We start from the raw sequence: 14,516 nt of genomic DNA, 5'->3' as shown, positions 1-14,516 counted from the left end.
CGAAGTAGGCGGTCACACCCCCTACTTGCCGAGCGGAGCCGAAAGCGTTCGCGCTGTCGCTTGACGCGTTCAGCCGGTGAGGCCGCTTCCGTCGTCCACGAGGTCCTTCAGTTCGTCGAGCTGCCGCTGAAGGTCCTCCATGTCGGGCGTCCCCGTGATCGTCGGGTCGGGGACGGTGAGGTCGCTCCGCTTGACGAAGTTGTCGGTGACGCCGCTGGTCCAGGAGATCGAGAGTTTGTCGGCGGACTCGTTGACGCGCAGCGTGCCTTGGGCGCGCTCGGTCCCGCAGGGGAAGGAGATGGTTACTTTCTGCCCGAAGGTGACCTTGCCGTCGCACTGGTTCACGCCCGGCAACATGGCCTCGCCATGCCGGATTCCGAGCGGGGAGAGGGTCGAGCCGCCGTCCGGGAACCAGGTGAAGTCCAGCTCCGACGAGGACGGGTTGCGGGAGGTCCCGCCGTCGTCGCTCGCGGGTTGGCTGATCGCATCAGACGGGGCGGGCGGGGCCGACGCGGCCGGCCGGCCGGACTCGCTGTCCGAGGAGCTTCCGCAGGCGGTCAGCAGAGCCAGGCCCGCCGACAGCACACTCGCGATGATCACTTGCCTGCGCACCAAAAACCTCCGTGACCGGAATGGGCCCGGGGACCACGGCGGTCCCGGCGCTTCCCCGTTTTCCGTTTTTTGCTTCCAGGTTTTTTGCTTCCAATGGGAAGGTATCCCCGGCGAGCCCGGATCACCCCTGGTCATGGGTGTCCCGGACAGTCCGGGACACCGGGCCTGTCAGGGGCGGCTGCTTGAATGCGGGCATGGATCCCGAGAGCACCCTCTCCGCCCTTCGTGACTTCTGCGCCGAGCGCCTCGGCCCGGAAGTCGCCGCCCGCTATGTCGACTTGGCGCGGCCCGGTTTCGCGCTCACCGCGGCCCAGAACCCAGGGGAGGCCGCCGGGCTCAGTCGGTTCGGAGGCAGAGCGATGCTCGAACCGGGCACCCCTTGGCCGACCTGTGACGGCTTTCCGCTGAGTCTGATAGCCGTCCTCGACACCGACGCCCTGGCCCCGTGGCTCGGTGATGTCCTCCCCGCCGGGACGGGCCTGCTCAACTTCTTCTATCTCGACGCCGAATCCGAGCAGTGCGACCCCGAGTCCTACGACCTGATGTACAAATACGGCCACTACGAAGTGGAGGTGAGCAGCGTCATCGCGGCCCGCTCCGCGCACGCCGTCGAGGCGAACCCGCCCGCCCGGTCGAGCGTCTTCGACCCGATGTCGTGGGTGGCGACGCCCGGGTTCGCCTTCCCCGACACCTGGGACCCGGCCTGGAAGGGCTTCGATGTGGGGCCCGATGCCGACGACATGGCCAGGGCCATGCCCGGGAGTTACGTGGAGGAGCGGCTCACCGAGTGGTCGGAGCGGCCGGGCGCGCTCGACTCCGAGGACATCGCCTTCGGATGGCCGCAGTTCCCCACGGGCAGTTCGCCGATGGTGCCGTTCGGCGAAGACCCGAACCGCTACCGCCACCTGCTGCAGCTGTCCGGGCACGACGAGTGGTCCATCGGCGGCGACGGCGGCTGGATGCACTGGGCGATTCCCACCGACGCGCTGCGCGCCGGCGACTTCGGCCGGGCCGTCCCGACCCCGGACATCTGGTGACACCAGGTGCTCCGAGGCGTTGGCAGCTGCTGGCCGAGGAGTGCGCATAGGGTCGTTGTAGCTCGATCGTGTGATGGTCGGCTTCCGGGCTTACGGTGTCCCCTGCGGGGCGGGGTAGCGCGAAGTCGCGGTCTGGGACGCCGAGTTCGGTGCCAGCGTGCGGGGCCCCTGCTCCACCGGAGTGATGGTTCAGGGCCTCCCCGTCGCCCCTGACCGAGCCCACAGGCCAGGTCGCACAGGGAACCGGCCTCCCGGGAACGGACCACGGACAGGATCCGTGTCGCCGCCCCGGGGACGAGTACGCCGGAGACCAGTGCGCCCAAAACCGTTCGGGGCGTGCCAGTGCGCGGACTCACTCCCGCTCACTGCTCAGGAACGGTTTACGAGCGGCTGCGGCGCGAAAAGGCGACGTTCCGCAATTGCGTGCTGGTCGCCGTGGCAATAGTGGCGGTGATCTCAGCTTCGTGAAGTGGCTGGTTCCGGTCTCGCCGGGCGCGACTGTGGTCGTGTGCGGCGGGGCGGGCACCCGGCGCCAGGGAGCTGTGGCGTGCCAAGGGGCGGCCGTACGGGGCGTCGCCGGTGGCCGGCGGGGGCAGGCTGCGGGCGGTGGAGGACGAGCTGCTGCGCACGGCGACTCAGGAGGCCTTCAGCGCCTGGATGCAGTGATGTGCCTCTGTGGCCAGCTGTGCTGATGGCTCGCGCGTCGGTTCTTGATGGCTTCTTCATAGGTTCTTCATAGGGCCCCTCATACGTTCGAGCCCGCCCGGCCGCACCAGCGTCCGGGCGGTCACGAGTGATTGAGGGATCTGTATCCATGAAGGCATGTGCGCGGCGGCGGTTCGCGGCCCGGGTGTGGCCGGCCGTGGTGGTGTCGGTGGTGGCACTGGGGCTGGCCGGGTGCGGTGGGGGCGGCGGGGGCGGTGACGAGGTGGCCTCGGCCCAGGACGGCAAGCGCGCGTCCGGTGCGTCGAAGGCGGGCGAGGGCGAGGTCGCGCGGTACGTCGAGGGGCAGCGCAAGTACGTCAAGTGCCTGCGTGAGGAGGGGCTCGACGTCCCCGACCCCGATGCGAAGGGGCGGATCGAGTTCGGCGATGCCCGGGAGTTGAAGGCGGACCCGAAGTTCCGCAGGGCACAGGAGCAGTGCTCGGAGTTCTCGCTCCCGGTGCCCGAGGAACTGGAGAAGGACGCGCGCCCGGAGCTGTCCGCGAAGGAGATCGCGACCCAGAAGCGCTACGCGAAGTGCATGCAGGACAACGGGGCCCCCGACTTCCCCGACGCCGGGGACGACGGCCACTTCGACGACAAGGTGTGGAACCAGACGTCGGCGGGCGCCAAGCGGGCCACCCGCACCTGTGGGCCGATCATCGGGGCCCCGGCCGACGGCAAGGGCAAGGGCTGATGGGTATCGGGCGCAGGTCCGTACTCGTGACGGCGGGCGCCGTGGTGGTCACCGCCGTGGCGGTGGCCGGCGCGCTGGGACTGGGCGGCGGGGACGGTTCGGGGTCCGGCGGGTCGGACTCCGGGCGCGGTGGCGGGACGGTACGGGTCACGCGGGGGACGCTGGTCGACGAGACCGCGGTCGACGGGACGCTGGACCACGGGGCCGAAGTGCCCTTCCAGGTGCGGGCGGAGGGCACCATCACCTGGCTGCCGAAGCCGGAGAAGACCGTGGCGCGCGGCGAGACGCTGCTGCGGGTGGACGAGCGGCCCGTCGCGCTGCTCTACGGGAACCTGCCGATGTACCGGGAGCTGGCGGTGAGCCGGGACACTGACCGGCCCTTCCAAGGCCTGGACGTCCGGCAGTTCGAGTCCAACCTGGCCGCGCTCGGCTACTCCGGATTCACCGTGGACGACACGTACTCGCAGCTGACCGCCGACGCCGTCAAGCGCTGGCAGAAGGCCCTGGGCAGGCCCAGGACCGGCAAGGTGGGAATCGGGGACATCGCGTACGTGCCCGGCCCGATCCGGGTCGCGCGCACCAGCGCGCGGGTGGGGGGCCAGGCCACGGGAGACGTGCTGAGCTATACGAGCACCTCGCGCATGGTCACCGTCGACGCGTCGGCCGGGGACACCGGCTGGGCGGAGCGGGGCCGTCAGGTGACCGTCGAGCTGCCGGACGGGCGTTCGGTCAAGGGGCGCGTGGCCGAGGTCGGCCAGGACGCCTCCCCGGCGCCGCAGGGCACGGGGAGCGGCGCCGGGGCCGAGGGCGGAGACGGGGGAGGAAGCGGGGGCGGGGCGAAGAGCGCCACCGTTCCGGTGCTCATCCGCATCAGCGACCAGAAGGCACTGGGGCGCCTGGACAGTTCCCCGGTGACCGTCCGCTACGTCGGCCGCAAGCGCGAGAACGTGCTGACCGTGCCCGTGGCCGCGCTGGTGGCGCTCGCCGAGGGCGGTCACGGGCTCGAACTCGCCGACGGCGGCGACGGCGACGGCGACGGCAGCGGCGGCGGCAGCGGCAGCGGCGGCGGCGGCAGCGGCAGCGGCAGCGGCAGCGGCAGCAAGAAGGGCAGTCGCTTCGTCGCCGTCGAGACCGGTCTGTTCGCGAACGGCAAGGTCGAGGTCAGCGGGTCCGCCGTGCGCGAGGGCATGAAGGTGAGGGTCCCCGAATGAGACCCGTCGTCGTCTTCGAGGGGGTCACGAAGACCTACCCCGGCGGGGTCGCGGCGGTCCGTGACGCGGATCTACTCATCCGCTCCGCGGAACTGGTCGCCGTCGTGGGCCCGTCCGGCTCCGGGAAGTCGAGTCTGCTGCACCTGATGGGCACGCTCGACCGGCCGACCGCCGGGCGCGTCACGATCGACGGCCACGACGTGGCGCGGCTGTCCGACCGGGAGCTCTCCGCACTGCGGGCACAGCGGATCGGCTTTGTGTTCCAGCAGTTCCACCTGGCCGTCGGGGTGCCGGTCCTGGACACGGTGGCCGACGGGCTGCTGTACGCGGGTGTGCCGCTGCGGGAGCGCCGGCGCAGGGCCTCGGCGGCACTGGCCCGGGTGGGGCTGGACCACCGGTCCGGCCATCTGCCCCACCAGTTGTCCGGCGGCGAGCGCCAGCGGGCCGCCGTGGCCCGGGCGGTGATCGGGGAGCCCGCGCTGCTGCTGGCCGACGAGCCGACCGGCAATCTCGACTCGGCCTCGGGCGCCGCGGTGCTGGAGCTGCTGCGGGAGCTGCACGCGGCCGGTACGACGGTGGTGGTGATCACCCACGACCGGGAGCTGGCCGCGGCGCTGGACCGGCGGGTGGAGGTCCGCGACGGGCGAATCGTCGCCGACAGCGGGGCGGGCGGGACGGACGCGGCACCCCCGGCGGGCGCGGCACCCCCGGCGGGCGCGGCACCCCCGGCCCACCCGACAGCCCCAACCCACCCGGCAGCCCCGGCAACACCGTCAGCCACAGCGGATGCTGCTTCCTTCGGGGGGCTGTCATGACCCGACGGCGAGCGGCGGAAAAGCCTCGGCAGACCGCGGCGCGGCGGCGGCTGCACCCCGCCCGGCTGCGCCCCGCCGACTTCGTCCGGCTGGGCGGTACCGGGCTGCGCACCCGACCGCTGCGCGTGCTTCTGTCCGCGCTGGGCATCGCGATCGGCGTCGCCGCGATGCTCGCGGTCGTCGGGATCTCCATGTCCGGGCGGGCCGAGGTGGACCGCCGGATCGACCGGCTGGGCACCAACCTGCTGCGCGTCGTCCCCGGCCAGGGCGGCCAGTCCGCGCAGGGCGAGAGTGCCCGGCTGCCCGAGGGGGCCACGGCGATGGTCCGGCGCATCGGGCCGGTGCGGCAGGTCGCGGCGACGGGCGCGGTCGAGGACGCCAAGGTGTACCGGAACGAGTACATCCCCAGCGGGCGCACCGGCAGCATCGAGGTGCTGGCGGCCGAGCCGCGGCTGCTGGCCGCGGTGGGCGGGAAGGTTCGTACGGGCAGATGGCTGGACTCGGCCACCGCCGAGTACCCCGGGGTGGTGCTCGGCCGGAATGCGGCCCGGCGGCTGGATGTGCACGCCCCGGGTACCCGGGTGTGGCTGGGCGGCACCTGGTTCTCGGTGGTGGGCGTGGTGGACCGGGTGCCGCTGGCGCCCGAGATCGATCAGGCGGCGCTGGTCGGCTGGCCCGCGGCCCAGCGGTATCTGGGGTTCGACGGCCACCCGTCGACCGTGTACGTCCGTACGGAGGACAGCCGGGTGACGGCCGTACGCGAGGTGCTCGCGGCGACAGCGAACCCCGAGCATCCGGACCAGGTGGTGGTCTCGCGGCCCTCCGACGCGCTGGCCGCGCGCGAGGCTGCCGAGTCGGCGCTGACCGGGCTGCTCCTGGGGCTCGGCGGGGTGGCGCTGCTCGTGGGGGGCGTGGGGGTGGGCAACACCATGGTCATCTCCGTGCTGGAGCGCCGCCCGGAGATCGGGCTGCGCAGGGCGCTGGGCGCCACCAGCGGGCAGATCCGCGGGCAGTTCGTCACCGAGTCGCTGCTGCTGTGCGCGCTGGGCGGGGCGGCCGGGGCGGTGCTGGGCACGGGCATCACCGCCGTGTACGCGACGGTGCGGGGCTGGCCGACCGAGGTGCCGCTGTGGGCCACGGCGGCCGGGGTCGGGGTCACGCTCGCCATCGGGGCGCTGGCAGGGCTGTATCCGGCGATACGGGCCGGGCGGCTGGCCCCGACCCAGGCGCTCGCCGGGTCTTGACCGGCCCGGTCACCAGCGCGACCGCCGGGTCCTGAGCGGCCGGATCAGGCAGGCGGCCGGATCAGGCAGTGGGGGCGGATCAGGCAGTGGGGGCGGCGGTCGTGGGGAGCACGAGGGTGAACACCGTGCCGACCCCGGCCTCGCTCTCCACGTCGATCGTCCCCTGATGGTCATGCACGATCTGACGGGCAATGGACAGCCCGAGCCCGCTGCCGCCGGTGGCCCTCCCCCGCGCGGCGTCGGCCCGCCAGAAGCGGTCGAAGACATGCGGCAGATGCTCGGCCGGGATGCCGTGTCCGGTGTCGCTCACCCGCACGACGGCCTCGGCCTCACGGCGCGCCAGGGACAGCCGGACGGTGCCGCCGGGCGCGGTGGCCCGTACGGCGTTGCTCACCAGATTGCCGACGGCCTGCCGCAGCCGGTCCGCGTCGGCGTGCGCGTACACGGGGTCGCCGGGCGGCGTCGGGGCGGTGAGGGCGACGCCGGCTCGCTCGGCCTGGGCCCGGTGGGCGGTGCGGCAGGTCTCCAGCAGTTCGCCCAGGTCGACGGGGACGCGGTGGTACGTGAGCGCCCCGGCCTCGGCAAGCGCCAGGTCCTGGAGGTCGTCGACGATCCGCTGCTGAAGCAGGACTTCTTCGTGGAGCGAGTCCAGCAGCTCGGGTTCCGGTTCGACGACGCCGTCGCGCAGCGCCTCCAGATAGCCGCGCAGATTGGCCAGCGGGGTGCGCAACTCGTGCGCGACGTCGCCGACGAGCCGGCGCTGACGCTCCTCGCTGGCCTGTAGCGATTCGGCCATGCGGTTGAAGGACCGGCCGAGTTCGGCGATCTCGTCCCGGCCGGTCACGGGCACCCGCCGGGCCAGGTCGCCCTCGCCGAGGCCGTGGGAGGCGGCGGTCAGCGCGCTGACGGGGCGCAGCACCGTCCGGCTGAGCAGCAGCGCACCGATGATGGCCGCCACCGCGACGGCCACGGCCACCGTGACCGCGGGCGCGGCCGCGAGTGCGGACGGGGGCTCGTCAAGGGCGCCGAGGCGGACCTGGAGCGGCGGCGGGGCGACATCGCTGATCTGCTCCGCGAAGAGACGCTGGAGGCACGGAACGGCGCCCTCCGCCCCGGCCGATCGGCAGGAGTCCGACCCGGCCCGGGTGTACCGGTCGACCAGCGCCGCAGATATCTGTGGCCGCTCGCAGCGCCCATGTGCCGTCTTCCCGCCGCTTGCCGAGCCTTCCCCGCTCGCCGTGTCCCCGCCGCCGCGCTCCCCGCGCGCCGAGTACGTCGGGATGCCGCGCTCGTCCTGGCCGACCGTCACCTCGGTGCCGGAACGGGTCAGACACGCGGCGTACGCCGTCCCGGTGCGGTACCGGGCGATCTCAAGGGAGGTGATCTTGATCAGAAGCACCGGCCGCGGGTCGTCGGGCAGCCGCAGTTCGGGGCGCGGGTCGACCAGGAGCGGGGCGCCCGTGCCGGTCCTGCGGGGCTTACGGCCCATCAGGACGTCCGAGTCGGCCAGCGGTTCGTCGGAGCCGGTCGTGGAGGTGACCCGTATGCGCTGCCCGGTGTCGGCGGCCAGCTCGCGCACGGCGGGCGCGACGCCGTCCCAGGTGCCGTGCCGCAGGCCGTACCGGCGCAGCTCGCCGGTGACGCGGCTGATGTCGGCCCGGCCCGCGGCGGCGGTCTCGTTCGCCTGCCGCGATGCCTGGCGCAGGGTCAGCCAGGCGGTGGCCGCGGTGGCGGCGACCACGAGCAGCATGACCAGGGCGAGGGCCCGCAGTCGGAAGCTCACCGCGCCGGGTCCGCCAGCCGGTAGCCGCGCCCGTAGACGGTCTCCACCATGCGGGGCGCTCCGGGCCCGCGCTCCAGCTTGCGGCGCAGGTTCATGACATGGGCATCCACCGTGCGCTCCAATACGTTCTGCTCGAAGCCGAAGACCTGGTCGACGATCTGCGCCCGGGTGAAGGCGCGCCCCGGCTCGCCCGCCAGCAGGGCCAGGATGGCGAACTCCTTGCCGGTCAGCGCGATCACCTCGCCCGCCAGCCGCACCTCGAAGCGCGCGGTGTCGATCTCCAGCGCCCCGGCCCTGATGACCGTCGGCTCCCCCGCGGTGGCCCGGGACCGCCGCAGCAGGGCTCTGACGCGCGCGGTCAGCTCCCGGGGGCTGTACGGCTTGGTCATGTAGTCGTCGGCGCCGAGGTCGAGCCCGAGGAGCAGGTCCTCCTCGGTGGAGCGCGCGGTCAGCAGCAGGATCGGCACCTGGGACTCGGTGCGCAGGATGCGGCACACGTCCAGGCCGTCGACCTGCGGCATCATCACGTCGAGCACGACGAGGTCGGGGCGGGAGATCCTGGCCCGGTCGATCGCCGAGCGGCCGTCGTGGACGGTCTGGACGGCGTTCCCCTCCCGCTCCAGATAGATCCGGATCAGCCGCGCCTGTTTCTCGTCGTCCTCGGCGACCAGGATGCGCGCGCTCAAAGCCTCCCCCTCAGACCCAGCCTCAGCTTCAGACTCAGCCCGTGATCAGGTTCTGTTGACGGCCGCCGCCTGGGGGCGGATCGGCAGCCTGTTGACCGGGCGGCCGGATGCCGAGCGGACTGCGGCGGCCACCGCCGCCGGGGTGGTGACCACCGGCACCGCGCTGGCGGCCTTGGCGCCGAAGGGGGCGACCACGTCCCGTTCCTCGACGAGTTTGACGATGTGGACGTCGGGGACGTCCACGGCGGTCGGCAGGGTGTAGCCGGTGAGGTTCGGGTGGCGGACCACGCCGCGCGAGGTGCGCAGGTTCTCGGTGAGGGCCGCGCCGATGCCCTGCGCGACGCCCGCCTCGATCCGGGCGGCCAGCTGGCGGGGGTTGAGCACCCGGCCCACGTCCTGGGCGATCGTCATGTCCACCACGCGCACCGCGCCGATCTCGATGTCGACGTCGACCACGGCGCGGATCGCGCAGAAGGCGAGGCCGACGAACGCGTCGCCCTGGCCCGTCTCGTCCAGCGGCTCGGTGGGGTGCGGGCGGCACTGCGCGGTGGCCCACAGCTCCTTGCCCTCCAGGGCCTCGTCGACGGTGGTGCTGAGCACCCCGTCGTACGAGGTGATCTTGCCGTCGGCGATGGTCAGCAGCTCCGTCGACATGCCGAACTTGTGCGCGAGCGGCTGTAGCAGCTGGGTGCGGACCATCTTCGCGGCCCGCTCGACCGCGCCGCCCGACACCCAGGTGTGGCGGCCTCGCGAGGCGGGCCCGGCCGGGGGCTGGTCGGTGTCGACCGGCGCGACATGAACCTCCTCGATGCCGAGGACCTCCTGGACGATCTGGCGGGCCAGGGTGGTGAAGCCCTGGCCGGTCTCGACGGCCGCGCAGATGACGGTGGCCACCGAGCCGGTGACCTTGACCGTGGCCGTGGAGACCTCGTCGGTCCCCTCGGCGCCGAGCATGTGCACCATGCCCAGGGCGTAGCCGACGCCGCGCCGCACCGCGCCCGGCTCGCCCGCGCCCTCGGGGCCGCCGGGCAGCAGCCACTCCTCCTCGGGGTCGTCCTTGGGGAGCGGGGGCAGCGGGGTGTCCCGTACGGCGCGCAGCAGTTCGGCGACCGGGGCCGGGCAGGTGACGGTCTGGCCGGTGGGCAGCAGATCGCCGGTCGCCATGGCGTTGCGCAGCCGGATCTCGGCCGGGTCGAGGCCCAGCTTGGCCGCCAGCTTGTCCATCTGGCCCTCGTACGCGGCGCACACCTGCATCGCGCCCTCGCCGCGGACATGGCCGGAGGGCGGGTTGTTGGTGCGTACCGCCCAGCCCTCGATGAACGCGTGCGGCACGACGTACGGGCCGCAGGCGAAGGACACCGCGGCGGCCAGCGAGTCCGCGGAGGAGTCGGCGTACGCGCCCCCGTCCAGCAGGATCTGCGCCTCGACCTTCACCAGCTTGCCCTCGGCGTCGGCGTGGTGGCGGTAGCGCAGCAATGTCGGGTGGCGGTGGGCGTGGCCGAGGAAGGACTCCTCGCGGGTCGCGGCGAGCTTGACCGGGTGGCCGGTGCGCAGGGCGAGCAGGCCGAGCGGCAGCTGCATGCCCGGGTCCTCGCGCTCGCCCATGGCGCCGGGCACGCCCGTGACCACGACCTTGACCCGCTCCGGCTCCAGGCCGAAGCAGGCGGCGGCCAGGTCGCGGTCGGCGTGCGGGTCGGTGGAGGCCGTGTAGATCTCCACGCCGCCGTCGGGGCGCGGCACGGCCAGGCCCGCCTCGGCGCCGATGGGCGCCGGGTCCTGACGGCCGATCCGGTACAGGCCCTCGACGATGACCTCGCCGACCACGTCCGGGTCGCCGAAGCGCAGCGGGATGTGGCGGACCAGATTGCCGTCGGGGTGCAGCGGCTCGGCGGCGAACGCCTGCTCGGGGTCGGTGACCGGCTCCAGCACCTCGTACTCGACGGCGATGGCCGCGGCGGCCAGCCGGGCGGTGTCGGGGTGGTCGGCGGCGACCGCGGCGATCGGCTCGCCGTGGTGGCGGACCAGGTCCTTGGCGAAGACGGGGCGGTCGGCGACGCGGCGGCCGTGCGCGGCGTCGCCGGGCACGTCGGCGTGGGTCACCACGGCCCGGACGCCCGGCATCTGGGTCGCGGACGCGGTGTCGATGGAGACGATGCGGGCGTGCGGGTGCGGGGAGCGCAGCACGGCGGCCCACAGCAGCCCCTCGGCCCACAGGTCGGCGGCGTACGGGAAGGTGCCGGAGGTCTTGGCCGCCGAGTCCGCGGGCTGGAGCGACATCCCGAGGCCGATGGTCGGCGGCTCCTTGGGCGTGAGGGGGACTCCTGCGGCGGGGGTGGCGGTGGCGGCGCCGGTGCCGTCCGCGATTCCAGTCATGCCGTCGCCCTCCCGCTGCCCGTGCCGCTGCCGCTGCCGTCGAAGTCGCCGGTGCCGGTGCCGTTCATCCCCGGCGGGCCCGCCTGGTGCGGAATGCGGGCGGCGGCGTCCTGCCCGCCGTCCGGCGCCGCGTCCTCCTCCGCGGCGGCCGCGGCCGCCGCCTCCCGGCCCGCGACGACCTCGCGGACCGCGTTGACCACCCCGCGGTAGCCGGAGCAGCGGCACAGGTTGCCGCTGATCGCCTGCCGGGTCTGCAGGTCGGTCGGGGAGTGGTTGCCCTCCAGCAGGTCGTGCACGGTCATGGCCATCCCCGGTACGCAGAACCCGCACTGCACCGCCCCGCAGGCGGCCAGCGCGCGCTGCACGTCCGAGGGCCGCCCGTCCACGGCCAGGCCCTCGACCGTACGGACCTCACAGCCCGCGGCGGTCGCGGCGGGCACCAGGCACGAGGCGACGAGCCGCCCGTCGACCTGGACGGAACAGGCCCCGCACTCGCCCTGCGAGCAGCCGTCCTTGGCCCCGGCCAGGCCCAGGCGCTCGCGCAGCACGTACAGCAGCGACTCGCCGATCCAGGAGTCGGTGACGGGGCGGTCGGTGCCGTTGACGCGCAGGACGTAGGAGGCGCTGGGGTGCTCGCTGTCGGCCTGGGGGGCCGTGGCGGGTGCTGTGTCGGGGTCCGTTTGGGCGTCTGCGGTGTCGGTCGGGTCGCCTGCGGCGGAGGGCTGCTCGGCCTCGGCGACGGACGGCGCCTCGAGGGCCGTCTCCGCGGTGGGCCGCTCCTCGCCGCCGGAGGGCTCGGCGTACGCGGCGCCCTCGAAATCCTCGGCCGACGGGTCGGCTCCGGCTCCGGCGAGGGGCGCGCCGTGGCCGTCCAACGCCAACTCGGCCGATTCCTCGGCCGGTACGGGGTCGGCAGGCGCCTGGCCGGCCTGGGTAACCTCAACCGCCTCGTGCGGCGGGGTGGTCTGGGCCGCGTGGCCGTCGGCCCCGGCCGGGCCGTCGACTGCCGGGTCGTCATGGCCGTCGTAGCCGTCGTCCACGAACCCGCCCTGGCCGCCCACGGGCGCCACGCCGTGCGGCGGGGTCGCCTGGCCCGCGTGGCCGTCGGCCCCGGCCGGGCCGCCCTGGCCGCCGTGCGTCAACTCTTCGGGCCAGTCGTCCACCTCGGGCACCTCGGTGCCCGCCGCCGGAGTGGACAGCGCGCCGGACGCGGCGCTGCCGTGCGGCGGGGTGGGGGCGCCCAGGTGCTCGACGGGCACGTCGGCGCCGCCGGGGAGTCTCAGGCGCCGCCGGGCGGGGCCCCTGCCAGCCTGCGTCGGGGCCGCGGGGCCGCGGGGCGCGTGGTCGCCGAGCGCGTACTCGCCGGAGTCCTCGGTGGCGCCGTCGTCACCGGCCACCGGAATCGACCACTGGCCGGTCCGGCCGTGCTGCTGCGCCTGCTGCCCCTGCCGCTGGTCGGGGTGCAGGCCCTGCTGGATCTGCTGCTCCTGCGCACCGTCCGCGAAGGGCGTCGTCCACTGCCCGGTGTCATGCCCGCCGTACGGGCTCCTCGCCGGGCCGGGATGGTCGTCGGTACGGAATTCGCCGGTCTCCACGACGCCGTCGCCGCCCGCGGCCGGGACGGTCCACTGGCCGCCGGCCGACTCGGGCACCTGCCACTGGGCCGCGGCGGCCGGGTCGTTGACCGGGTACACCCCGGTCTCGTCGACGCTGTCATCAGCGGCGAACGGGATCGACCACTGCCCGGTCCGACCGGGTTGCCCCGGGTGCTGCTCCGCGTCGGGCAGGTGCCACTGCGCGGTCGCGTGCGGGCCGTGCGGGTCGGGTGAGCCATGCGGGGCGTGCGGGTTCTGGTGTTCCCCGTACGCGTACTCGCCCGAGTCGCCGGATCCGCCCGCCGGGTCGCCGCCCGGGCCGGGCTGCCCCCACTGGCCGGAGTCGTCGGCGCCGGCCTCCATCGGCACGGCCCAGTGCCCGGTCCCGGAAGGGTCGGTGGGCGCGCCGGGGTCGTGGGCCGTCGGCTGCCACTGGCCGCCGTGCGAAGGCGCGCCGGGCGCGCCCGTCATGGGCGGCGGGGTGTAGCCGGTGCCGGGGGCCGCGAGCGGGTCCCACCCGCCCGCGAGGGCGGCCGGGTCCTGGTGCGAGTGGTCGGGCGGCAGCTGCACGAAGCCGGTGGCCTCCGCGTCGTACTCGGGACCGCTCGGCATCGGCTGCCACCCGCTCCCGGGTTCCGGCCGGTGCGGCTGCTGTTCGTCACTCACGCGAGTGCCCTCCCCAATGCTCGGCGGGCCAGGGCTGACACCGTACGCCTCAGATGGAGGGCGGCGGGCGGCAGGGGCACCGGCTCGGAGCCGTCCGCCGGCGGAGCCGGGTCGGGAATGCAGGCGGCGGCGACGTACTCGCCGAAGGCCGCCGTCACCTGCGGGTCCAGGCGCCCCCGGTCGCCGTCCCAGTCGATGAGCGAGGCGACCCAGCGCTCGGCCTCCAGCGGCCGCAGCGGCATGGGCGCGACCGCGCCGACCGCGCAGCGCACGCCCCGCCGCGCCGGGTCCAGGACGACGGCGACCGAGGCCGTGGCCCGGCCCGGGCCGGTGCGCCCGGTGGCCTTGAGGAACGCCTGGGGGGCGTGCAGGATCGGTACGCGTACGAAGCCGACGAGTTCGCCGGGCCGCAGCATCTCGACTCCGGCCAGCAGATGGCTGACCGGGATCTCGCGGCGCGAGTTCTCGGGCCCGGCGATGATGACCGTGGCCTCCAGCGCGGCGAGCACCGGCAGCGCGTCGCCCGTGGGGGCGGCGGTGACGATGTTGCCGCCGAGAGTGCCGGCGTTGCGGATCTGCGGCGGCCCGGCGGCGCGCGCGGCGGCGGCCAGCGCCGGGATGAGCGCGGCGAAGTCGGGGCGGCCCATGCGGGCGTGGGACAGTCCGGCGCCGAGCAGGGCGTGGCCGTCCAGGTAGCGCCAGCCGCGGATCTCGCTGATCCGGCCGAGGCCGACGAGTGCGGCGGGCCGCAGCAGCCCGGAGTTGACGGCGGCCATCAGATCGGTGCCGCCCGCGACGGGTACGGCGGCGGGCATGGCGGCCAGCGCCGCCACGGCCTCGTCGAGCGTGCCCGGCAACGTCACCGTGTGCGCCGCCTGCGGTGCGTGCGTGGTCAACCCAGCTGCCCCTTCCCCGGTGTCCCGGCTGTTGCGCCGTACGGTACGTGCTGACAGCCCGGACGTGGCAACTCTGGCACATCTTCCGAGTCCGCCGTCGCGAGGGTCCGTGAAGCATGGATCCGTCCCCGACCAGGGGGATGGTACGGGTTTAGGACGACGTCTCCGCCAGGTGTGGATTGCCACGTTTCAGGGACCC

Annotated in this window: 11 protein-coding genes; 5 read left to right on the top strand and 6 right to left on the bottom strand. The window is 74.3% G+C overall.

The window, feature by feature from the left end; genetic code table 11:
- Window positions 1-69: 69 nt before the first annotated feature.
- Window positions 70-612, bottom strand: a complete 543-nt coding sequence (locus ACWY4P_RS32850; protein ID WP_456204154.1) for a hypothetical protein — start codon at window positions 610-612, stop codon at window positions 70-72.
- A 194-nt stretch (window positions 613-806) separates the two neighbouring features.
- Here ACWY4P_RS32850 and ACWY4P_RS32845 point away from each other — a divergent pair, with 194 nt between their 5' ends.
- The 5 genes from ACWY4P_RS32845 to ACWY4P_RS32825 all read left to right on the top strand — a co-directional run bounded on the left by ACWY4P_RS32845 (window position 807) and on the right by ACWY4P_RS32825 (window position 6,318).
- Complete coding sequence (locus tag ACWY4P_RS32845; RefSeq protein WP_456204153.1) at window positions 807-1,649, top strand: DUF1963 domain-containing protein; 843 nt, start codon at window positions 807-809, stop codon at window positions 1,647-1,649.
- Window positions 1,650-2,463: 814 nt separating this feature from the next.
- Entirely contained in the window at window positions 2,464-3,048 is a 585-nt protein-coding gene (locus ACWY4P_RS32840; RefSeq protein ID WP_456204152.1) for a hypothetical protein, read from the top strand.
- Window positions 3,048-4,259, top strand: coding sequence for a peptidoglycan-binding domain-containing protein (locus ACWY4P_RS32835; RefSeq protein WP_456204151.1), 1,212 nt, complete (start codon window positions 3,048-3,050; stop codon window positions 4,257-4,259). Before ACWY4P_RS32840 ends, ACWY4P_RS32835 begins: the two co-directional genes overlap by 1 nt.
- Complete coding sequence (locus ACWY4P_RS32830) at window positions 4,256-5,074, top strand: ABC transporter ATP-binding protein (protein ID WP_456204150.1); 819 nt, start codon at window positions 4,256-4,258, stop codon at window positions 5,072-5,074. Before ACWY4P_RS32835 ends, ACWY4P_RS32830 begins: the two co-directional genes overlap by 4 nt.
- Complete coding sequence (locus ACWY4P_RS32825) at window positions 5,071-6,318, top strand: ABC transporter permease (protein ID WP_456204149.1); 1,248 nt, start codon at window positions 5,071-5,073, stop codon at window positions 6,316-6,318. Before ACWY4P_RS32830 ends, ACWY4P_RS32825 begins: the two co-directional genes overlap by 4 nt.
- Window positions 6,319-6,397: 79 nt before the next feature.
- On the opposite strand, the gene ACWY4P_RS32820 is transcribed toward ACWY4P_RS32825, so the two are convergent.
- From ACWY4P_RS32820 to ACWY4P_RS32800, 5 genes are read right to left on the bottom strand one after another with little or no spacing between them, the layout of a single operon-like run.
- Complete coding sequence (locus ACWY4P_RS32820; protein WP_456204148.1) at window positions 6,398-8,101, bottom strand: sensor histidine kinase; 1,704 nt, start codon at window positions 8,099-8,101, stop codon at window positions 6,398-6,400.
- Window positions 8,098-8,787, bottom strand: a complete 690-nt coding sequence (locus ACWY4P_RS32815; protein WP_456204146.1) for a response regulator transcription factor — start codon at window positions 8,785-8,787, stop codon at window positions 8,098-8,100. The genes ACWY4P_RS32820 and ACWY4P_RS32815 overlap by 4 nt, the downstream gene beginning before the upstream one ends.
- Window positions 8,788-8,832: 45 nt before the next feature.
- On the bottom strand, window positions 8,833-11,160 hold the full coding sequence (locus ACWY4P_RS32810) for a xanthine dehydrogenase family protein molybdopterin-binding subunit (RefSeq protein ID WP_456204145.1): 2,328 nt from the start codon (window positions 11,158-11,160) through the stop codon (window positions 8,833-8,835).
- Window positions 11,157-13,421: a 2Fe-2S iron-sulfur cluster-binding protein gene (locus tag ACWY4P_RS32805; protein ID WP_456204144.1), complete on the bottom strand. Its 2,265-nt coding sequence runs from the start codon at window positions 13,419-13,421 to the stop codon at window positions 11,157-11,159. Before ACWY4P_RS32805 ends, ACWY4P_RS32810 begins: the two co-directional genes overlap by 4 nt.
- Window positions 13,418-14,317 carry an FAD binding domain-containing protein gene (locus ACWY4P_RS32800; protein WP_456204143.1) on the bottom strand — a complete coding sequence of 300 codons (900 nt, stop codon included), beginning with the start codon at window positions 14,315-14,317 and terminating at the stop codon, window positions 13,418-13,420. The genes ACWY4P_RS32805 and ACWY4P_RS32800 overlap by 4 nt, the downstream gene beginning before the upstream one ends.
- Between the last annotated feature and the right edge of the window lie 199 nt (window positions 14,318-14,516).

This window comes from Streptomyces sp. LZ34 (assembly GCF_053890475.1).
This window is presented reverse-complemented; position numbering and strand designations above follow the sequence as displayed.